This is a genomic window from Aeromicrobium sp. HA (genome assembly GCF_027171405.1).
GTDB classification, from domain to species: domain Bacteria; phylum Actinomycetota; class Actinomycetes; order Propionibacteriales; family Nocardioidaceae; genus Aeromicrobium; species Aeromicrobium tamlense.
In genome coordinates this window covers 2,017,287-2,037,184 of record NZ_CP114372.1, presented here as the reverse complement: position 1 = coordinate 2,037,184, position 19,898 = coordinate 2,017,287, and the positions used below count along the sequence as shown (strand labels likewise).

The 19,898-nt window shown below is 71.5% G+C and carries 17 protein-coding genes; 11 read left to right on the top strand and 6 right to left on the bottom strand.

Annotation, left to right across the window (positions count from 1 at the left end; genetic code table 11):
• Window positions 1-3 precede the first annotated feature (3 nt).
• The 5 genes from dapF to galE all read left to right on the top strand — a co-directional run bounded on the left by dapF (window position 4) and on the right by galE (window position 7,147).
• The gene (gene dapF / locus O3S82_RS10025) at window positions 4-816 is read left to right on the top strand and encodes a diaminopimelate epimerase (protein WP_269302563.1); all 813 of its coding nucleotides are present in this window, start codon (window positions 4-6) and stop codon (window positions 814-816) included.
• The gene (gene hflX, locus O3S82_RS10020; RefSeq protein ID WP_269302561.1) at window positions 813-2,213 is read left to right on the top strand and encodes a GTPase HflX; all 1,401 of its coding nucleotides are present in this window, start codon (window positions 813-815) and stop codon (window positions 2,211-2,213) included. The genes dapF and hflX overlap by 4 nt, the downstream gene beginning before the upstream one ends.
• A gap of 202 nt (window positions 2,214-2,415) precedes the next feature.
• On the top strand, window positions 2,416-4,365 hold the full coding sequence (locus O3S82_RS10015; RefSeq protein WP_269302559.1) for an ATP-dependent DNA helicase: 1,950 nt from the start codon (window positions 2,416-2,418) through the stop codon (window positions 4,363-4,365).
• A gap of 42 nt (window positions 4,366-4,407) precedes the next feature.
• Window positions 4,408-6,153 carry a carboxypeptidase-like regulatory domain-containing protein gene (locus O3S82_RS10010; protein WP_179424149.1) on the top strand — a complete coding sequence of 582 codons (1,746 nt, stop codon included), beginning with the start codon at window positions 4,408-4,410 and terminating at the stop codon, window positions 6,151-6,153.
• Window positions 6,154-6,175: 22 nt separating this feature from the next.
• The gene (gene galE, locus O3S82_RS10005; RefSeq protein ID WP_269302557.1) at window positions 6,176-7,147 is read left to right on the top strand and encodes a UDP-glucose 4-epimerase GalE; all 972 of its coding nucleotides are present in this window, start codon (window positions 6,176-6,178) and stop codon (window positions 7,145-7,147) included.
• 3 nt (window positions 7,148-7,150) lie between these two features.
• On the opposite strand, the gene lexA is transcribed toward galE, so the two are convergent.
• Window positions 7,151-7,837, bottom strand: coding sequence for a transcriptional repressor LexA (gene lexA, locus O3S82_RS10000; RefSeq protein ID WP_269302555.1), 687 nt, complete (start codon window positions 7,835-7,837; stop codon window positions 7,151-7,153).
• A gap of 84 nt (window positions 7,838-7,921) precedes the next feature.
• On the opposite strand from lexA, the gene O3S82_RS09995 reads away from it, so the two are divergent.
• The gene (locus O3S82_RS09995; protein ID WP_179424151.1) at window positions 7,922-8,230 is read left to right on the top strand and encodes a hypothetical protein; all 309 of its coding nucleotides are present in this window, start codon (window positions 7,922-7,924) and stop codon (window positions 8,228-8,230) included.
• Window positions 8,231-8,233: 3 nt separating this feature from the next.
• On the opposite strand, the gene O3S82_RS09990 is transcribed toward O3S82_RS09995, so the two are convergent.
• Entirely contained in the window at window positions 8,234-9,160 is a 927-nt protein-coding gene (locus O3S82_RS09990) for a YihY/virulence factor BrkB family protein (RefSeq protein WP_179424152.1), read from the bottom strand.
• Window positions 9,161-9,328: 168 nt separating this feature from the next.
• On the opposite strand from O3S82_RS09990, the gene O3S82_RS09985 reads away from it, so the two are divergent.
• Both O3S82_RS09985 and O3S82_RS09980 read left to right on the top strand, forming a co-directional pair.
• A complete protein-coding gene (locus tag O3S82_RS09985; protein ID WP_269302552.1) occupies window positions 9,329-9,727 on the top strand; it encodes a LysM peptidoglycan-binding domain-containing protein in 399 nt (132 codons plus the stop codon).
• 145 nt (window positions 9,728-9,872) lie between these two features.
• Window positions 9,873-10,379: a hypothetical protein gene (locus tag O3S82_RS09980; RefSeq protein ID WP_179424154.1), complete on the top strand. Its 507-nt coding sequence runs from the start codon at window positions 9,873-9,875 to the stop codon at window positions 10,377-10,379.
• Between the two features lie 63 nt (window positions 10,380-10,442).
• Here O3S82_RS09980 and O3S82_RS09975 read toward each other — a convergent pair whose 3' ends face one another.
• Both O3S82_RS09975 and O3S82_RS09970 read right to left on the bottom strand, forming a co-directional pair.
• Window positions 10,443-10,949, bottom strand: a complete 507-nt coding sequence (locus O3S82_RS09975; RefSeq protein ID WP_179424155.1) for a Dps family protein — start codon at window positions 10,947-10,949, stop codon at window positions 10,443-10,445.
• A gap of 54 nt (window positions 10,950-11,003) precedes the next feature.
• Complete coding sequence (locus O3S82_RS09970; protein WP_269302550.1) at window positions 11,004-12,110, bottom strand: DUF6596 domain-containing protein; 1,107 nt, start codon at window positions 12,108-12,110, stop codon at window positions 11,004-11,006.
• Between the two features lie 379 nt (window positions 12,111-12,489).
• Between O3S82_RS09970 and nrdR the strand changes: the two genes are divergently transcribed.
• Window positions 12,490-12,996: a transcriptional regulator NrdR gene (gene nrdR, locus O3S82_RS09965; RefSeq protein WP_179424157.1), complete on the top strand. Its 507-nt coding sequence runs from the start codon at window positions 12,490-12,492 to the stop codon at window positions 12,994-12,996.
• 58 nt (window positions 12,997-13,054) lie between these two features.
• Entirely contained in the window at window positions 13,055-15,973 is a 2,919-nt protein-coding gene (locus O3S82_RS09960; RefSeq protein ID WP_179424158.1) for a vitamin B12-dependent ribonucleotide reductase, read from the top strand.
• 74 nt (window positions 15,974-16,047) lie between these two features.
• Here the strand turns inward: O3S82_RS09960 and O3S82_RS09955 are convergent, their stop codons facing one another.
• Both O3S82_RS09955 and O3S82_RS09950 read right to left on the bottom strand, forming a co-directional pair.
• The gene (locus O3S82_RS09955) at window positions 16,048-16,851 is read right to left on the bottom strand and encodes a phosphatidate cytidylyltransferase (RefSeq protein WP_269302547.1); all 804 of its coding nucleotides are present in this window, start codon (window positions 16,849-16,851) and stop codon (window positions 16,048-16,050) included.
• Entirely contained in the window at window positions 16,851-18,560 is a 1,710-nt protein-coding gene (locus O3S82_RS09950; protein ID WP_269302545.1) for an aminotransferase class I/II-fold pyridoxal phosphate-dependent enzyme, read from the bottom strand. The genes O3S82_RS09955 and O3S82_RS09950 overlap by 1 nt, the downstream gene beginning before the upstream one ends.
• Before the next feature lie 117 nt (window positions 18,561-18,677).
• Here O3S82_RS09950 and O3S82_RS09945 point away from each other — a divergent pair, with 117 nt between their 5' ends.
• Entirely contained in the window at window positions 18,678-19,853 is a 1,176-nt protein-coding gene (locus O3S82_RS09945; RefSeq protein ID WP_179424161.1) for an NAD(P)/FAD-dependent oxidoreductase, read from the top strand.
• Window positions 19,854-19,898: the final 45 nt, after the last annotated feature.

Here is a 19,898-nt window from a genome sequence, read left to right as displayed (position 1 = left end):
GACATGGAATTCACGTGGTTCAAGGGACACGGCACCGAGAACGACTTCGTGCTGCTGCCCGACCACGACGGCACCCTGCACGGTGATCTCGACCCCGCCTTCGTGGCCGCCCTGTGCGACCGTCGCCGCGGCCTCGGCGCCGACGGCGTCATGCGGGTCGTGCGGTGCACCGCGCTCGGTCACAACTCGCCCGCCGAGTGGTTCATGGACTACCGCAACGCCGACGGCTCGCTGAGCCAGATGTGCGGCAACGGCATCCGCGTCTTCGCCCGGCACCTGCTGGAGGAGGGCCTCGTCGAGGGTCCCGAGTTCCCCATCGACACCCGCGACGGACTGAAGTTCCTCACCGTCGTCGGCGACGAGATCGCCGTCGACATGGGCGCGTTCACCACGGGCACCCACTCGAAGGTCTCGGCCGGCGGCCAGTCCTGGGAGGCGCTCGAGGTCCACACCGGCAACCCTCACGCCGTCGCGTTCGTCGACCGCGTGGCCGACGCCGGCCCCCTGCTCGAGCAGCCCGGGTACGCCGAGTCCGTCTACCCCGAGGGCGTCAACATCGAGTTCGTCGAGCGCCGCGGCACGCACCACGTCGCGATGCGCGTGCACGAGCGCGGCTCGGGCGAGACCCGCTCCTGCGGCACCGGTGCCTGCGCCGTGGCGATCGCCACCGCGAAGGCCGACGGCGCCCCCGACCCCACCACCTACCGCGTCGACGTCCCCGGAGGCACCTTGCACGTCACCGTCTCACCCGATCGCACGATCCTGAGGGGCCCGGCGCGCATCGTCGCCGCGGGCACCATGGAGTGGCGCGGATGACCGAGGAGACCCGTCCCGACGTCGAGCTCCAGCCCGGCGAGATGGACCTGCAGGACCGGTCCTCGCTGCGCCGCGTCGCCGGCCTGTCCACCGAGCTCGAGGACATCACCGAGGTCGAGTACCGCCAGCTGCGGCTGGAGCGGGTCGTCCTCGTCGGCGTGTGGACCGAGGGCTCGGTGGAGGACGCCGAGAACTCGCTCACCGAGCTGAAGGCGCTCGCCGAGACGGCAGGTTCCGACGTGCTCGACGCCCTCGTCCAGCGTCGTCAGAAGCCCGACCCGGCGACCTTCATCGGCCGCGGCAAGGTCGACGAGCTGCGCGACGCCGTGCAGGCCACCGGTGCCGACACCGTGATCTGCGACGGCGAGCTCGCGCCCAGCCAGCTGCGCAACCTCGAGGACCGCGTCAAGGTCAAGGTCGTCGACCGCGTCGCGCTGATCCTCGACATCTTCGCCCAGCACGCGAAGAGCGCCGAGGGCAAGGCCCAGGTCGAGCTGGCCCAGCTGCAGTACCAGACCCAGCGCCTGCGCGGCTGGGGCGGCAACCTGTCGCGTCAGGCCGGCGGGCGGGCGGCCGGCGGCGAGGGCATCGGCGGCCGCGGCCCCGGTGAGACCAAGCTCGAGACCGACCGTCGTCGCATCCAGGCCAAGATGGCCAAGCTGCGCCGTGAGCTCAAGGAGCTGCGCGGCACGCGCGAGACGAAGAAGGCCGAGCGCCGCCGCAACAAGATCCCGTCCGTGGCGATCGCGGGCTACACGAATGCCGGCAAGTCGAGCCTGCTCAACCGGCTCACGGGTGCGGGCGTGCTCGTCGAGGACGCGCTGTTCGCCACCCTCGACCCCACCACGCGTCGCGCCGAGACCTCGGACGGCCGCGTCTACACGCTGTCCGACACGGTCGGCTTCGTCCGGCACCTGCCCCACCAGCTGGTCGAGGCGTTCCGGTCCACGCTGGAGGAGGTGGCCGACGCCGACCTCGTGCTGCACGTGGTCGACGGCTCGCACCCCGATCCCGAGAGCCAGATCGCGGCGGTCCGCGAGGTGTTCGCGCAGATCGAGGCCTTCAAGGTCCCCGAGATCATCGTCATCAACAAGGCCGACCAGGCCGACCCGCTCGTGCTGAAGGCGCTGCTGGCGCGTGAGCCGCACGCCGTCGTCGTGAGCGCCCGCACGGGCGAGGGCATCGACGAGCTGCTGAGCGCCATCGAGGCCGACCTGCCGGTGCCCGAGGTGCTGGTCGACGCGGTCGTCCCGTACTCGCGCGGCGACCTGGTCAACCAACTGCACCTGCACGCCGAGATCGAGACGCTCGAGCACGTCGCCGAGGGCACCCACGTGGTCGCGCGGGTGCATCCCGAGCTCGCCAACGACCTCGCCCCGTTCGCGCAGCAGCCCTGAGCGGCCTCGGGGGCGGTGAGTCCTCAACCCTTCGCCGGCTGTCCCGGTGGGTGATCAACCGTATGGCCGGGGATGAGGTCGAAGGGTCACCGGAGCCGTGCGGGAGGGGTTGAGGACTCACCGCTCACCCCAGCCGGCCCCGTGACGGGGCGGGCTGTGGATCGGTGCTCGCTGCCGGGGTAGAGCCGGGTAGCGTTCTCGCATGCCCTCCCGACCCGGTGTGACCGACGTCCTGGGTGCCGCCGTCGCGGCGGTCGGCGGGGCCGAGCGCCCCGGACAGGTCGCGATGGCCGAGGCCGTCGCCCAGGCCCTCGCCGACGAGCGCCACCTGCTCGTGCAGGCGGGCACCGGCACCGGCAAGTCGCTCGGCTACCTGGTCCCGGCGCTGCTCCACGACAAGCGCGTCGTCGTCGCCACCGCCACGCTCAACCTCCAGCACCAGCTCGTCGAGCGCGACATCCCCGCGCTCAAGGAGGCGGCCCGCGACACCATGTCCACGGTGCCGCACCATGCCGTGCTGAAGGGTCGCGCGAACTACGCCTGCCTGCACCGCGTGCGCCAGGGCGCCCCCGACGACCAGGGCGTCCTCGTCGAGGTGCCCGAGGGGTCGCTGGGGGCCGAGGTCGTCCAGCTGCGCGAGTGGGCCGAGGAGCAGGCCGAGGGCGGCCACACCGGCGATCGCGACGGCGCCCCGTCCCACGGCGACCGAGCCTGGCGCCAGGTCAGCGTGTCGTCGCGCGAGTGCCTGGGAGCCTCTCGCTGCGAGTACGCGGCCGAGTGCTTCGCCGAGCGGGCGAAGGAGGACGCCGCCAACGCCCACGTCGTCGTCACGAACCACGCGATGCTCGCGATCGACGCGATCGAGGGCGTGCCGATGCTGCCCGAGTTCGACGCCGTGGTGGTCGACGAGGCCCACGAGCTGGCCGCGCGCGTCACCCAGGCCTCCACCGACGAGCTCGATCCCGGCCTCGTCGAGCGGGCCGCCCGCCGGGCCCGTCCGTACCTCGACGACGGCGGCGCGGCCGACGACCTCGGCGACGCCGCCGACGCTCTGGCCGACGCCCTCACCCACGTCCAGCCCGGCCGCATCGACGCGATCGACCCGGCCCTGGCCGGTGCGCTCGCGCTCGTGCGCGACAGCGCCCGCGCCTGCTTCTCGAACTTCACGAAGGAGAAGGGCGAGGAGGCCGACCCCGGTCGCCAGCAGGCCCGCAGCACGATCGACGACGTCCGCCAGGTCGCCGAGCGGATGGCCGCCGGCCGCGAGACCGAGGTGCTGTGGCTGGGCGAGGGCCGCAGCGGTCTGCACCTGCGCATCGCGCCGATCGACGTGTCGGGCGCCCTGCGCGAGAAGCTCTTCGGCGAGAAGACCGTCGTGCTCACCAGCGCCACGCTCACGCTCGGCGGCTCCTTCGCCCCCGTCGCCGCCTCGCTCGGCCTCGACCTCAAGGGGTCGGACTGGACCGGGCTCGACGTCGGCTCGCCGTTCGACTACCAGCGCCAGGGCATCCTCTACGTCGCGAAGCACCTGCCGGCCCCCGGCCGCGACGGGCTCGAGGCCGAGCAGCTCGGCGAGATCACGGCCCTCATCAAGGCGGCCGGAGGCCGCACCCTCGGGCTCTTCTCGTCGCGTCGCGCGGCCGAGCGCGCCGCCCAGTACGTGCGCGAGTCGCTGCCCGAGCTCGAGATCCTCTGCCAGGGCGACGCCCAGCTGCCCGAGCTCGCGCGTCGATTCGCCGACGAGCCCAGCGCGTGCCTGTTCGGCACCCTCAGCCTGTGGCAGGGCGTCGACCTCCCGGGCGACACCTGCACCCTCGTGCTCATCGACCGGATCCCGTTCCCGCGACCCGACGACCCGCTCAGCAGTGCGCGCCAGCGGCTGGTCGAGCGTCGCGGGGGCAACGGCTTCATGCAGGTCGCCGCCCAGCACGCCGCACTGCTGCTGGCGCAGGGCGTGGGCCGCCTGATCCGGCGCTCCACCGACCGCGGCGTGGTCGCGATCCTCGACCCGCGCATCGCCACCGCACGCTACGGCGGGTTCCTCGCGTCGTCCCTGCCGCCGCTGTGGCGCACCACCGACCGTCAGGTCGTGACCGCCGCACTGCGACGCCTCGACGAGTCGGCGAAGGCGGGGGATCCGGCCGCGGTTTGATACCGTGGCCCGGACTCATCGCTCAACCAGCTCGGGGATCCCATGCCGTTCCGTCTTCCCTCGCTCGCCGCTGCATGCCTGGCGCTCGTCGGATCTCTCTTCGTCACCGTCGCACCCGCGGAGGCCGCGGGCACGCTGTCGACCAAGACGTCCCTCGTCGCCATGACCAACGCCGGCTACGGCTCGGTCTGGGCGCGCTGCACCAAGAAGAAGGCCTGCAAGGGCACGATCTGGGTCGAGGGCGCCTCCGCGCAGAAGCGCAGCTTCAAGGTCAAGGCGAGGTCCGCCGGCTACGTCACCTTCCGCAACACGAACTGGCGCGCCAAGCCCAAGGCCGTGGTGCGCATGAGCGGCGCGTCCCCGCGCCCCATCACCCAGCAGGCCAAGGTCACCTACGGCACGATCGCCGGCACCGTCGCCCGCACGGGCGGCGCGGCCGCCACCGGCGTCAAGGTCGAGCTGTGGCGCATCGGCTCGCGCAACCGCAACGTGCTGGTCTCCACCGCCTCCGACGTCGAGCGCAACGCCGGTCGGTTCGCGTTCCGCGTCCGCATGGGCGCGAACAACTCGCCGTCGGCCACGTACAAGCTGCACGTCATCGGCACCTCCGGTGGCGAGCGTCGCTCCTGGTGGTGGCGCGGCAACGGCAAGGGTGCCTTCGTCGGCGGTGCGCGCGACATGGGCGCCGGCACCAAGATCAAGGTGACCCGCGGCCTCAACTACCGCTACGTGGCCAACGCCCGCTACTCCTCGATCCGCGGCCAGGTCGTCAACGGCTCCAAGGCCGTCTCCGGCACCGAGGTCACGGTCGTCGGCCGCCCGCCGTACTGGTCGAGGTCCTCGCGCGTGCTGCGTGACCTCGACTTCATGTCCTGCGGCAACGTCTACGGCCGTACCCGCACGAACTCCAGCGGCCGCTACGAGGTCGGCTTCCTGCCCACCTCGGCGAACCGCATCTACGCGGTCAAGCCCGCGGGCAGCCTGTGGTTCGGCTCGAACGACCGTGCCTGGGGCACGTGCCACGCCGTCGTGAACAACCGCGGCGAGTCGCGCTCCACCGCGCGCATGCTGCACCTGCCGAACGCCGGCCTGACCGGCCGCGTGCAGAACATCGGCCGCGGCCGCACCACGGTCAGCGTCGTCGCCGGCGGCTACCAGGGCAAGGCCAGCTCGGCCAAGGTCGACCGCTACCTCACCGTCCGTGAGTACGCGAAGGGCCGCAAGATCCTGGCCTCCGACGTCGTGCGCGCCGGCACCGGCCGCAAGGTCAGCCTCGGCGAGGGCTGGTACTGGTTCGAGATGGGCCGCCGCACCGGCTGCCACGCCTGGTACAAGAGCCGCTACAAGAACAACGACGGCTACTTCAACGGCCTCGACCGTGGCTTCGAGAAGTGGAAGGCCAAGAACTACCGGATGTACCGCCAGCACTGCCGTGCCTGGACCTCGGGCACCTACAAGCTGGTCTACGTCAAGGGCTCGTCGATGCGGGTCGGCCTGAAGAACTACAAGGGCGGCTCGGTCAGCGGCCGCGTGACGGCGGCGAAGGTCAAGCCCCGCACCGAGCTGATGATCCGCCTGACGTCCACCGACGGCAAGAAGGTCTACCGCACCGCGATGACCGACGGCGCCGGCAAGTTCAAGGTCACCGGCCTGGCGTCGGGTCGCTACCGGATCGTCGTGAACGCCGACTCGTGGCGCGGCATCTCGCGCGGCTTCTCCGGGGCCAAGACCGTCAAGGTCACCCGGGGCAAGAACAAGTCGGTCGGCACCCTGCGCTTCCGGCAGTAGTCCGGCGTCCTAGGCTGCCACCATGGCGATCCTGGTCACCGGCGGAGCCGGCTACATCGGCGCGCACGTGGTGCGGGCGCTCGAGCGGGCGGGTCTGGAGTCGGTGGTCGTCGACGACCTCTCCAGCGGCCACCGCGAGTTCGTCCGGCCAGGCGTCCCGTTCATCGACCTCAACGTCCTGCACGCGAAGCAGCTGGTCGACCAGCTCGCCGATCACCCGATCGAGGCAGTCATCCACCTGGCCGCGTTCAAGTACGCGGGCGTCTCGGTGGAGCAGCCGGTGCACACGTGGCGCCAGAACGTCGGCGGCACGCTGAGTCTGCTCCGAGCCATGGAGCGTCTCGACATCGGTGCGATCGTGTTCTCCAGCAGCGCCGCGGTCTACGGCACGCCCGACGTCGAGGTGGTCACCGAGGACACCGCGACCCATCCGGAGTCGCCGTACGGCGAGTCCAAGCTCGTGGGGGAGTGGATGATCCGCGATCAGGGGGTCGCCACCGGACTGCGTCACACCTCGCTGCGGTACTTCAACGTGGTCGGCTCGGGTGAGCCCGACCTGTACGACTCGAGCCCGCACAACCTCTTCCCGCTGGTGATCAAGGCGCTCTCGCAGGGACACCGACCGAGAATCTTCGGCGAGGACTATCCGACGCCCGACGGCACGTGCGTGCGTGACTACGTGCACGTGGCCGACCTCGCCGAGGCGCACGTCACCGCGGTGCGCCGACTGCTGGACGGCCGGGACCTCGAGCCGGTCTACAACCTCGGCAACGGCGACGGCGTGTCCGTGCGCCAGATCATGCAGGCGGTCTCGACCGCCACGGGCGTGGACTTCGAGCCCGAGGTCATGGGACGACGCCCCGGCGACCCGGCCCGCATCGTGGCCTCGGGGGAGCGGGCGGCGCGCGACCTGGACTGGAAGCTCACGCACACCCTCGACGACATGGTCGCCAGTGCGTGGCAGGCCCGACCGGTCGAGCCTGCCGACGACTGAGCGTCAGACGCGACGCAGGACCGCGGTGACCTTGCCGATGATCTGCGCGTCGGTGCCGTCGATCGGCTCGTAGGCCGCGTTCTGGGGGAGCAGCCAGACCTGGCCGTCCTTGCGGCTGAGCGTCTTCACCGTGGCCTCGCCGTCGATCATGGCGGCGACGATCTCGCCGTTCTCGGCGACCTGCTGCTGGCGGATCACGACGTAGTCGCCGTCGCAGATCGCCGCCTCGACCATCGAGTCGCCCTTGACCTCGAGCAGGAACAGGGTGCCGTCGCCGACGAGCGAGCGGGGCAGCGGCATGACCTCCTCGACGCGCTGCTCGGCCAGGATCGGGCCGCCGGCCGCGATGCGGCCCACCATCGGCACGTAGGCCGGCTGGGGGACCGCGTCGCCGCTGTCGGTCTCGTCGACCTCGACCGGACGGCTGCGCATCGCGGGCTTCGCGTCGGGCAGGAAGATCTCGAGCGCGCGCGGACGGTTCGGGTCGCGGCGGATGAAGCCCTTGCGCTCGAGCATCCGGAGCTGGTGCGAGACCGAGGACGTGCTGGCCAGGTCGCACGCGGCGCCGACCTCGCGCATGCTCGGCGGGTAGCCGCGTGACTCGATGTGGTCCTTCAGGAAGACCAGGATGCGCCGCTGGCGCTTGGTCAGTCCCGTCAGGTCGACCGGCTCGTCCAGGTTCTCGCTCATGGCACGACGGTAGCCGCGGGGCGACCGCGGATCAAACACGTGTTCGATACGGCGTGTCCGGTGTCGGTGGCCTAGGGTGTGGGCGTGAGCTACGTGGTCGTGGGTACGCGCGAGGGCGACGGCTGGACGGTCGACGTGTCGGGGGTGGGTCGTTCCACGGCCGACGACCTGGCCGAGATCGAGGCGTCGGCCCGCGAGGTGCTGCGCGAGCACGGCGTCGCCGACCACGCCACGGTCGACCTGCAGCTGCTGCTGCCCGACTTCGAGGTCGACCTGCAGCGTCGCGGCGTGCCCGACCACGGGCTGCGCCCGGTCGAGATCGTCAGCGGGGTCATCGCGCTGGTCGTGGTGGTCGGCGCGCTCGCCTTCCTCCTCGGCCGCCTGCTCGGCTGAGTCCTAGCGCCGGGTCTGGTCGTCGAGCTCGTCGGTGAAGCGGTCGAGACCCGCCGCGATCTCGGCCTCGTGGGAGCGCCGGCGTGCCAGCTCCTCATCCTCGCTGAGGGTCTCGCGCGTGACGATGTGCTCGCGGGCGGCCTCGACGCAGGCGCCCAGCAGGATCGCGTACATGCCGATCCAGAGCCACAGCAGCAGCACGACCACGCCGGCGAGCGCGCCGTAGGTCTTCGAGTAGTTGCCGAACAGGTCGACGTACAGCGAGAAGCCCACGGACACCAGCAGCCACAGCGCGGACGCCATCAGCACGCCCTTCGTGACGATGCTGCCCGTGGCCGGACGGTCGGGCGCCACCCGGTAGAGCACGCCGATCGCCACGACGATGCCGCCGGCCAGCAACACCCAGCGCAGCACGTTGGCCAGCAGCCTGATCCCCGGCACGACGTCGACGAGGTTGAGGACGGCGGGCACCACGGCCACGAGGGAGATCGCGACGAGGCCGAACACCACGCCGGCACCCGTCAGGCCGAGGGCGAGCGCCTTGCTCCTCACGAACGACCGTCCGTCCTGCACGCCGTACAGCTGGTTGATCGCGGTGACGAGGTTGCCGATGCCGCCCGACGCGGCGTAGACGGCGAGCACGATGGCGATCACGGCGCTGAGTCCCAGCGAGCCGGACGGGGCGGAGGTCAGCTGCTCGAGCTGGCCGTTGACGAGCGACGCCGCGTCGGCGGGCAGGGCGTCGGAGATCCGGGTCGTCTGCTCGGCCACCGTCTCGGGGTCGGCGACCAGGCCGTAGATCGAGACGGCGGCGATGAGCGCGGGAAAGAGCGACGTGAACAGGTAGAAGGCGACGCCCGCGGCCAGCAGTGGCGCCTGGCGGGCCGAGGCCTGACGCCACGCGGTGAGGAAGGTGCGCACGATCGACATGCCTCGACGCTAGCGGCGCGTGCGGCGGCCCGCACGACACGCCGATTCGAACAAAATTTCGACGATGCTCGATTCTGTCGGAGCCGACCCGTACAGTCGTTCGTGTGTTCGATAGAACACCTGATCGAATCGAACAGCACGACAGCCCGAACTTCCCCGGAGGCCATCATGAGCATCACCCTCGACCACACCCCGTTCCCGGCGCTCGACCTGCGTCGCCCCGCCGTGACCCGCACGACCTACGTGTCGGCCGCCGTGCAGCCCGCGGCCCCGCTGCGGCTCACGGGCCGTGGCCGCGCCGTGATCGTGGCCGTGGCGCTCGCCGTCATCACGACGCTCGCGATCGTCTTCGGCTCCGCGGTCGCGGCCACCGACTCGGCCTCCGAGCCGGGCATCGTCACCACGGTGACCGTCCAGCCCGGACAGACCCTGTGGAGCATCGCCGCCGAGGCGCGTCCCAACGCCGACATCCGCTCGACCGTCGACGAGATCGTCAAGCTGAACGCGCTCGAGGACGGCGCCTCGCTGCCGATCGGCTCCACCCTCGCGGTGCCGGTCCAGGACTGACCTCTCCGGTCGTCCGCCGCGCCAGCACACGGCGCCCATCGTTGCCTCGGGGAAGGGGCCGGTGGGCGCCGTGTGCGTCTGTTCTCCCGTCGTTCGACACGCCTTCGTGCGGTAGTGGTCCCGCCGGACGCCGGGGCGGCGTAGCGTGGACGAGGACAACGATGTCGAGGAGGTCGTCGCCATGGCCATCGTCGCCCACGGTCACCACATCCACGTGATGACGCGGTTCCGCGGACAGGTGCTCAGTCGCGCCGCGGTGCTGCTGCTCGCCAGCGCGGTCACCTGGCTCGTGCCCGACCGCGCCGGGGCGCACGGGATCGACGCGCCCGCCGCCTGGCTCGGCAGTGCGCTCACCGAGATCCTCTGGCCCGCCGCGGCCGTCCTGCTCGTCGTCCTCGCGGTCGTCGGCTGGGCCTGGCAGCGCGGTCGTCCCGCCGACATGGGCGCGTTGGCCTGGGTCGTGGCCGGGGGAGCGCTCGGCTTCGTCTCCCTGGCCATCGTGCTCGTCAGCGGGCTGGGCGAGGGACCGGTCTACTGGTGGCTCGGCTCGGCCGTCGTCATCACGTCGATGACCCTGCAGGTCCTCGCCGCGCTGGCCGGCCACGGGATCGCCGTGCTGCAGGCCCGGCGCTCCGCGGCCGCCCCCGCCTGACGCCCTGCACGCAGAACGCCCCCGGTCCGACGGACCGGGGGCGTTCTCGGGTGTGGGGGAGCGTCAGCTCTTGAGCTCGCCGCCAGCGCTCTCGAGGTGCGCGCGGACGAACCAGTGGAACAGCTCCAGCGTCTTGATCTGACCGATGACCATGTCCTCGGTCACGGGATCGAGGTCGGCGACGGCGGCCTGGGCCTTGCGGTGGTCGTCGATGAGGCCGATGTAGACCTCGTCGAGTGCCTTGAGGTGCTCGGTCGTGGTCGCGCGGCCCAGCGGGTAGTCGTCCCACGAGCGGCCCTCGACGATCGCGGCGGGCGTGCCCAGCGGCACGGCGCCGAGGGTGGCGATGCGCTCCGCGGTCTCGTCGACCATGTCGCGCACCTCCACGACGTGGGGATCGATCATCTCGTGCACGGCGATGAAGTGGGGCCCCACGACGTTCCAGTGCACATGCTTCAGGGTCAGCATCAGGTCGTTGAGTGCGTTCAACCGGTCCTGCAGCGTCTTCGCGATGCTCTCGCCATCGGCGATGCTGAGACCGGGAACCGTGTACTTGGGTTTGGTGGCCATGCCTCCACCGTAGGGTGCTCGCAGCGGCTCGCAACCGCAGCGGATGTGACGTGACTAGCGCTCCACCTCGCCGCGCAGCCTCTGGTGCTCCGACGCGCTGCGCGCGCGTGCGACCGCTGCGGTCCATGCTCGGTCTGCCTCCTCGGCGCGGCCCATCCGGCGCAGCAGCTCGGCACGGGTGGCGTGGAAGAGGTGCGTGTCGACGCCCATGCGCTCGACCGACTCCAGCGCGGCCTCGGGTCCCGTCACCTCGGCCACCGCGCACGCCCGCCCGAGCGCGACGGCGTCGGAGGGTGCGAGCTCCATGAGGCGGTCGTACAGCGTCAGCAGGCGGGGCCAGTCGGTGTCGGACGCCTCGTGGGCCGTGACGTGCGCGGCCTGGATGGAGGCGCGGACCTGGTAGGGGCCGGTGCGCCCCTGGCGCTGGCTGCCCCGCAGCAGGAACAGCCCTTCCTCGATCTCGGCGTGGTGCCACAGGTCGCGGTCCTGGACCTCGAGCGCGCGCAGGGTGCCGTCGGACTCCTGACGTGCGTCGCGTCGCGCCCGGGTGAGCAGCATGAGCGCCAGCAGGGCGCGTGGCTCCTGCTCGCCATGGAAGAGCTCGATGAGCACCCGGGTGGTCTCGACCGCCTCCCACGGCAGGTCGACGGGCGCGTGGGGGTGCACGACGCCGTCGTCGAAGATCAGCATCAGGACGTCGAGCACACGACCGAGCTGCGCCGAGACGTCCTCTTCGGCGATCGGCTCCCCGAGGCTCGGCCGCACCCGCATCTCGGCCCAGGCGATCCGCTGGGCCATGACCGACTCGGGGGCGGCGAACACGTGCCCGATGTCATCGGTGGACAACCCAGCGGCCGCGCTGAGCACGAGCGCGATGCGTGCCGCTTCGGGCAGGGATCGATGAGCGCACGTCGCCAGCAGACGCAGGACGGGAGCGGTGTCGTCCGCGGGGACCCGGCCGGGAGGCCGCTCCAGCCCGGCGATCTCCCACGCCCGCGCCAGGATGGCGTCGGGCTCCCAGTCGTCAGCGCCTCGCGGCGGCGCGGCCAGCGCGGCGTCGAGCGCTGTGCGGGCTGGGGTGACGTCGCCCAGGCGGTCGGTCAGGACGGCCAGGGCGCGCAGGCGTGCGGAACGGAGCTCGCGAGGCAGGGACGTTGTCATCGGGTGACGGGCGACGCGGTGGCGGCGCGCGGGCTCCTCTCGATTCTCGGGGCGGCGATCGCGGGCGGGTGACCCCTCGATGGTGGCCGACACGCCAGGACTCCGCGACTCGAGAGACCGTCGCCCCCGTTCCCACCAGCGCAAACGCCGGGGTTGCAGGGGCGTCGACGCATTCTGTCGGACGTGTCTGCGAAGTTGTTGCTTACGGGCTCACTGGCACGTAGAGTGACCACTACATCTAGTAGTTACACGGATGTGATTCTCCACATATAGGTCCACAGCAATCCTGCTGTTGCCCACAGCCCGCGAGGATCTGTCCACAGCTCGTCCCCAGGCCCGTCCACGGGGACCCCGATCCGCCCGACGCGAGGAGGAAGCCATGCACTGCCCGTTCTGCCGGAACACCGACACCCGCGTGCTCGACTCCCGCGTCGCCGACGAGGGCGGCTCGATCCGTCGTCGTCGCGCGTGCTCGCAGTGCGAGAAGCGCTTCACCACGATCGAGCAGATGCAGCTCATGGTCGTGAAGCGCTCGGGCGCCACCGAGCCGTTCGTCCGCGAGAAGGCGGTCGCCGGCGTCGCCAAGGCCTGCAAGGGCCGCCCGGTCTCCACCGACGACCTCGCGTGCCTGGGCCAGCAGGTCGAGGACACCCTGCGGGCCTCGGGCCAGGCCGAGATCAACACGCAGGACATCGGACTGGCCATCCTCGAGCCGCTGCGCACCCTCGACGAGGTCGCGTACCTGCGGTTCGCCTCGGTCTACAAGTCCTTCGACTCCGCCGACGACTTCGTCGCCGAGATCGCCGGGCTGATGGCCGACCACGCCGACATCTCCACGCTGGACGAGGCCGAGCTCGACGCGGCCGACCCCGGACACGGGTCTTGACGGACCCCCACCAGACGCCACACCCAACCACGCAGCACCACCAGGACAGGAGCACCACATGACCGAGACGGTCGGCGGGAACTCGGGACCCGCCCCTCGCACCAGCCGCAAGTCCGCCTCCAAGGCCGGACTCAAGATCGAGCGCGTCCACACCACCGAAGGCGTGCACCCCTACGACGCGGTCACGTGGGAGCGTCGCGACGTCGTCCAGACCAACTGGAAGACCGGCGAGACCGTCTTCGAGCAGCGTGGCGTGGAGTTCCCCGACTTCTGGAGCCTCAACGCCTCCACCATCGTCACCACCAAGTACTTCCGCGGCGCCGTGGGCACGCCCGAGCGTGAGCAGAGCCTGCGCCAGCTGCTCGACCGCGTGGTGCTCACGTACGTCAAGGCCGGCAAGGACTTCGGCTACTTCTCCTCCGACGCCGACGCCGAGATCTTCGAGCACGAGCTGACGTACATGCTCCTGCACCAGGTCTTCAGCTTCAACAGCCCGGTGTGGTTCAACGTGGGCACGTCCAGCCCGCAGCAGGTCAGCGCGTGCTTCATCCTGGCGGTCGACGACTCGATGGACTCGATCCTGAACTGGTACCGCGAGGAGGGCCTGATCTTCAAGGGCGGCTCCGGTGCCGGCCTGAACCTGTCGCGCATCCGCTCGAGCAAGGAGCTGCTCCGCTCCTCCGGCGGCACCGCCTCGGGCCCGGTCTCCTTCATGCGTGGCGCCGACGCCTCCGCCGGCACGATCAAGTCCGGTGGCGCCACCCGTCGCGCCGCCAAGATGGTCGTGCTCGACGTCGACCACCCCGACATCGTCGAGTTCGTCGAGACCAAGGAGCGCGAGGAGGAGAAGATCCGCGTGCTGCGTGACGCGGGCTTCGACATGGACCTGGGTGGCTCCGACATCACCAGCGTCCAGTACCAGAACGCCAACAACTCGGTCCGCGTCAACGACGAGTTCATGGAGGCCGTCGAGGCCGGCACCGCCTTCGGCCTGCGCGCCCGCACCACCGGCGAGGTCATCGAGGAGATCGACGCCCGCGACCTGTGGGGCAAGATGGCCCAGGCCGCGTGGGCCTGCGCCGACCCGGGCATCCAGTATGACTCGACGATCAACGACTGGCACACCACGCCGGAGTCGGGCCGCATCACCGCCTCGAACCCGTGCAGCGAGTACATGCACCTGGACAACTCCAGCTGCAACCTGGCCAGCCTCAACCTGCTGAAGTTCCTCACCGACGAGGGCACCTTCGACACGCAGAAGTTCGTCAAGAGCGTCGAGTTCATCATCACCGCGATGGACATCTCGATCTGCTTCGCCGACTTCCCGACCGAGGCGATCGGCGACACCACCCGCAAGTTCCGCCAGCTCGGCATCGGCTACGCCAACCTCGGCGCCCTGCTGATGGCCTCGGGCCTGGCGTACGACTCCGAGGGCGGCCGCGCGCTCGCCGCGTCGATCACGTCGCTCATGACGGGCACGTCCTACCGTCGCAGCGCCGAGCTCGCGGGTGTCGTCGGCGCCTACGAGGGCTACGCGGCCAACGTCGACGGCCACCAGCGCGTCATGCGCAAGCACCAGGCGGCCAACGACGAGATCCGCTCCAAGCACGCGATGGACATCGCCGTGCAGAAGGAGGCCACCAAGCAGTGGGCGGCCAACCTGAAGATCGGTGAGAAGAACGGCTGGCGCAACTCGCAGGCCTCGGTCCTGGCGCCCACCGGCACGATCGGCTTCATGATGGACTGCGACACCACCGGCATCGAGCCGGACTTCTCGCTGGTCAAGTTCAAGAAGCTCGTCGGCGGCGGCTCGCTGCAGGTCGTCAACCAGACGATCCCCGTCGCGCTGGAGAAGCTGGGCTACACCGGCGAGACCATCGAGGCGATCGTGGAGTACATCGCCGAGAAGGGCCACGTCATCGACGCCCCGGGCCTGCGCCCCGAGCACTACGAGGTCTTCGACTGCGCGGTCGGCGAGCGTGCCATCAAGCCGATGGGCCACGTCCGGATGATGGCGGCCTGCCAGCCGTTCCTGTCCGGCGCCATCAGCAAGACGGTCAACATGCCCGAGACCTCCACGGTCGACGAGATCGCCGACGTCTACTTCCAGGGCTGGAAGCTCGGCCTGAAGGCGCTCGCGGTCTACCGCGACAACTGCAAGGTCGGCCAGCCGCTGTCCAGCCAGAAGGCCCAGGACGACAAGACCGACGCGCCGAAGGCCACCGAGGTCCAGGTCGTCGAGAAGATCGTCGAGAAGCCGATCCGTCGTCGCCTGCCGAAGTCGCGCGCGTCGATCACCACCAGCTTCAGCGTCGGCGGTGCCGAGGGCTACATGACCTCCGGCGCCCACGACGACGGCACGCTGGGCGAGATCTTCCTCAAGCTCGGCAAGCAGGGCTCGACCCTGGCCGGCGTGATGGACGCGTTCAGCATCGCGGTGTCGATCGGCCTGCAGTACGGCGTGCCGCTGGAGACCTTCGTCAGCAAGTTCACGAACCTCAAGTTCGAGCCCGCCGGTCTGACCGACGACCCGGACGTGCGGATGGCGCAGTCGATCATGGACTACGTGTTCCGCCGGGTGGCGCTGGACTACCTGGACTTCGACACCCGTTCGGCGATGTCCATCCACTCGGTCGAGGAGCGTCAGCGCTACCTGGACACGGGCTCGTACGAGCCGGTCAAGGGTGACGGCACGACGGCGGCCGAGCTGGTCTCCGAGGAGCCCGCGGGCGCCTCGAGCGAGGCCGCGGCCGAGCTGAAGGCCGAGGCGCAGGTCGCCGACGCCGCGGCGGTCGAGGTCCAGATCGAGACGGCGCGTCCGGCCTCCGGCCAGGCGCACACCTCGGCGGAGCTGCTGGAGGAGATCACGGGCGCGGCGGTCGACAGCCCGCTGTGCATGACCTGCGGCACGAAGATGCGGCCGGCCGGCTCCTGCCACGTCTGCGAGGGCTGCGGCAGCACCAGCGGCTGCAGCTGACCGTCACGAGCCGCGGCGCGGTCGACCCTGGGAAGGGTCGGCCGCGCCGCTCTCGTGTGTCCGGGGTCGCGCGCTCAGGACAGGAGCAGGACGGTGGCCAGCGCCAGGAGCGTGGAGTCGATCCGGTCCAGCAGCCCGCCGGCGCCGGCCATCATGGTGCCGGAGTCCTTCGCCCGCACGCCGCGCTTGACGAGGGACTCCAGGAGGTCGCCGGCCGGGGCGCCGACGGCGACCGCGATCGCGGTGGGCCACGTCAGCGCGCCGAGCAGCGCGAGCACGGCGATGCCCGCCGCGGCACCGACCAGCAGGCCGCTCCACCGCTTCGCCGGGGACAGGGGCGACAGCCGTGGTCCGCCGAGTCGGGGCCCGGCGAAGAACGCGACGATGTCGGCCACCGACACGGCGACGAACAGGGCCAGCGCGGTGCCCCCGAGCGTCACGAGCCCGGCGAGCGGAGCCAGCCAGGCGAGCCCCAGGAGCCCACCGCTGATCCGGCGCAGCCCCTCGTCCGCGTCGCCCTGCAGGAGCGGCGGCGCCACGACGAGCAGCGCCCCGGCGCCCAGCGCGTGCAGGACGAGGTCGGGCTCGAGCCAGGCGGTGCCCACGACGCCGACCAGGGCGACGCCGAGCACCACGACGTCCTCGCGGCGCAGCCCGAGCAGGATCCCGAGCTCGATCGCCGCGACGATGCCGGCCACCGAGGCGAGCAGGGCCGTCCCGGGCCCGCCCCACCAGAACAGGGCCACGACGACCGGCACGGCTCCGGCCCAGATGAGCCAGCGACGGATCAGCTCCCCGCGCCGGGACGCCAGGACCGCGATCCCGCCGATCACCAGGGCGCCGCCGATCCAGGGGACGAGCGACTCGACGGAGACCATCAGCGGCCCAGCACCTCGGCGCAGGCGGCGACGATGCGGTCGTTCTCCTCCACGTCACGCACCGCGACCCGTACGGTCCGGCCCTCGTAGGCGGGCGAGAGCGGCGACAGGTCGCGCAGGAAGACGTCGTGCTCGCGCAGCGCGGCGACGAAGGAGGCCGCGCTCGGCCCGCCGCGGGGGAGGGTGAGGCACAGGAAGTTCGCCTCGGAGTCCTCGACCTCGAGGCCTCCGATCGCGTCCAGCCGCTTGGCGAGGTCGCGGCGCAGCTCGTGGGTCCGGTCCCAGGCGTCGCGGTAGTGGTCGGGATCGCGCAGCGCCGCGACGGCGGCGACCTGCGCCGGGAGACTGACCTGCCACGGCGGGGTGAGGCGGCGCATCGCGGTCGCGGTCTCGGGGCGCGCCACGAGGTAGGCGGCGCGCATCCCCGACAGTGCGTACATCTTCGACAGCGAGGTGCACACGACGAGGCGCGGGTCGGTGGCGGCCAGCCCGGCCAGGGACTCCCCGGGGCCGACGTAGCCCAGGTAGGCCTCGTCGACCCACCAGCGGGTCCCGTCCGGCGATGCGGTGATCGCACGACGGAGGTCCTCCGCGGGCGTCAGCCGACCCGTGGGGTTGTTCGGGTTCACCACCACGACGAGGTCGTACGCGCCCGCGGCCGCCGTGGCCGCGAGGGCCTCGGTGTCGACGCGCCAGCCGTCCTCGCGCCGGAGGACGAACCGCTCGACGTGGCAGCCGACGACGCGCTCGGTGACGTGGGCGTACTCGCCGTACCCGGGGTCGACGAGCAGCACCCGGCTGGACGGCGTGAGCCAGGACGTGAAGGCGCGGAAGATGAGGTCGGAGGACCCGGACCCCACCGCGAGCGCGTCGATCGGCAGACCGCGCTGGGCGGCGATCTCGGCGAGCAGTCCCTCGGCGTCGGACGGCGGGGACGTGCGGGCGAGCCACCCCGGATCCTCGGCGAGCAGGGCGCGCGCGCCGGGCGCCGGCTCGAACCAGGCGTCGAGGACGTCGGCGGCGACGACCTCGGTGCGGCGCTCGAGCGTGCGGAAGGCGGTGCCGATCGCGCCGAACGACGCGCCGCCGTGCTCGCAGCCGTCGGGGCGGGTGGCGAACGGGGCGTCGAGCTCCCACGTGACGGTGGTCCGCCAGCGCTCGACGAGCTCCGCGAACGGACCGAGCGCGAGCGCCGTGAGAGCGGCGACGGACGTGCTCATGGCCTCGAAGTCGACCAAGCCGCTGGTCACCGTGCGGCCGGTGGGCACGAGCCCGACGCCGCGGTAGAGGTCCATGACCTCGCTGCGCCCCATCGCGACGATCGTGCGACCGCCGCGGCTGGCCACCCAGCGCATCGCGGCGTACATCAGCAGCGTGGCGACGCCGGTGTGCCGCTGGTCGGGCCGCACCGTGAGGATGCGGACCTCGAACACGTCGGGCTCGTCGAGCAGCGGGAGCTCCTCGCGGGTGACGTACTTGTCGAGGCCGAACCGGCCCACCCACGGCGGCGTGACGCTCACGAAGCCGACCGGCTCGCCGTCGCGGGCCGCGACGAGGTAGACGTTGTCGCCGTCCAGCGTGTCGGTGAGGAGGCCGTCGGCGTTGGTCGGGTGCTGCCCGAGCTCCTCCGCATAGACGCGGTGCCGCAGGGCGAGGGCCCAGGACACGTCCTCCGGTGTTGCGGTACGAATCGTCAGGTCGTCGTTCACGTGGATCTCCTCGCGGGGCGGCCGAGTGGCCAACCTACGGCACCGCGGGGGTGCCTGGGGGCACATCGTCTCCGCGCGCGGGGTTGCGTCGCGGCCCGCGGGGCGGACGATGGGGGCATGGAGCGACTCGTGATCGTCGGAGGAGGACTGGCCGCCGCGAAGGCGGTCGAGCGACTGCGTGAGGAGGGGTACGAGGGATCGGTGACCGTCGTGGGCGCCGAGGGGAGCCCGCCGTACGAGCGGCCGCCGCTGTCGAAGGACCTGCTGCTCGGCAAGGACACCGACCCGACGGTGCTCGACGCCGACTGGTGGTCCGAGCACGACGTGCAGCTGATGACGGGCACGCGGGTCACCGCGCTCGACCGCGAGGCGCGCCGGGTCGAGCTGGAGTCGGGGGACCGGCTCGAGTACGACCTGCTGGTGCTGGCGACCGGCGCCGAGCCGCGGGTGCCCGACCTGCCGGGCGCCGACCGGGCGCTCTACCTGCGCACCCTCGAGGACAAGGACCGCATCCTGGCCACGCTGGAGTCCGGGAGCCGGCTCGTCATCGTCGGCGCGGGCTGGATCGGGCTGGAGGTGGCGGCCGCGGCGCGCAGCCACGACGTCCGAGTCACGGTGCTCGAGCGCGACGACCTGCCCCTGCAGCGGGTGCTCGGCGACGAGCTGGCCACGCACCTGGCCGCGTTGCACCGCTCCCACGGGGTCGACCTGCGCACCGGGGTCACGGTGGAGGAGATCGTGCTGGGGGACGACGGACCCGTCGGCGTCCGCGCGTCGGGGGAGACCATCGAGGCCGACCACGTCCTCGTCGCGATCGGTGCGGTGCCGGCGACGGCGCTGGCCGAGGAGTCCGGCCTCGAGGTGGACGACGGCATCGTCGTGGACGAGCGGTTCCAGACCGCCGACGAGCACGTCCTGGCGATCGGCGACGTCGCGGGAGCGTGGAACGTGACGCTCGAGGACCGGCTCCGCGTCGAGCACTGGGACAACGCGATCCGGCAGGGCCGCGCCGTGGCCGACGTGCTGCTGGGCCGCGACACGGTGCACGACTGGTACCCGTACTTCTACACCGACCAGTTCGAGTTCTCGATGGAGTACGTCGGGCGCCCCGGACCCAAGGACACGGTGGAGATCCGCGGCGACCTCGAGGCGAATGCCTTCATCGCCTACTGGATCGACGAGGAGTCGCGGCTGACCGCGGGCATGAACGTGGGGATCTGGGACGTGAACGACACGCTGCGCGAGATGGTCGGCACCCGAGTGGACCGCTCGGAGCTGACCGACTTGAGCTGAGCGGGCCGCCGCCGGGGTGGGGCCCCGGTCTGCACCACACCGCCC

What these genes read in the sequence shown, in the direction of transcription:
- dapF (WP_269302563.1), top strand. Translation starts at nt 4, where the DNA reads ATGGAATTCACGTGGTTCAAGGGACACGGCACCGAGAACGACTTCGTG.
- hflX (WP_269302561.1), top strand. Translation starts at nt 813, where the DNA reads ATGACCGAGGAGACCCGTCCCGACGTCGAGCTCCAGCCCGGCGAGATG.
- O3S82_RS10015 (WP_269302559.1), top strand. Translation starts at nt 2,416, where the DNA reads ATGCCCTCCCGACCCGGTGTGACCGACGTCCTGGGTGCCGCCGTCGCG.
- O3S82_RS10010 (WP_179424149.1), top strand. Translation starts at nt 4,408, where the DNA reads ATGCCGTTCCGTCTTCCCTCGCTCGCCGCTGCATGCCTGGCGCTCGTC.
- galE (WP_269302557.1), top strand. Translation starts at nt 6,176, where the DNA reads ATGGCGATCCTGGTCACCGGCGGAGCCGGCTACATCGGCGCGCACGTG.
- lexA (WP_269302555.1), bottom strand. Translation starts at nt 7,837, where the DNA reads ATGAGCGAGAACCTGGACGAGCCGGTCGACCTGACGGGACTGACCAAG.
- O3S82_RS09990 (WP_179424152.1), bottom strand. Translation starts at nt 9,160, where the DNA reads ATGTCGATCGTGCGCACCTTCCTCACCGCGTGGCGTCAGGCCTCGGCC.
- O3S82_RS09985 (WP_269302552.1), top strand. Translation starts at nt 9,329, where the DNA reads ATGAGCATCACCCTCGACCACACCCCGTTCCCGGCGCTCGACCTGCGT.
- O3S82_RS09975 (WP_179424155.1), bottom strand. Translation starts at nt 10,949, where the DNA reads ATGGCCACCAAACCCAAGTACACGGTTCCCGGTCTCAGCATCGCCGAT.
- O3S82_RS09970 (WP_269302550.1), bottom strand. Translation starts at nt 12,110, where the DNA reads ATGACAACGTCCCTGCCTCGCGAGCTCCGTTCCGCACGCCTGCGCGCC.
- nrdR (WP_179424157.1), top strand. Translation starts at nt 12,490, where the DNA reads ATGCACTGCCCGTTCTGCCGGAACACCGACACCCGCGTGCTCGACTCC.
- O3S82_RS09960 (WP_179424158.1), top strand. Translation starts at nt 13,055, where the DNA reads ATGACCGAGACGGTCGGCGGGAACTCGGGACCCGCCCCTCGCACCAGC.
- O3S82_RS09955 (WP_269302547.1), bottom strand. Translation starts at nt 16,851, where the DNA reads ATGGTCTCCGTCGAGTCGCTCGTCCCCTGGATCGGCGGCGCCCTGGTG.
- O3S82_RS09945 (WP_179424161.1), top strand. Translation starts at nt 18,678, where the DNA reads ATGGAGCGACTCGTGATCGTCGGAGGAGGACTGGCCGCCGCGAAGGCG.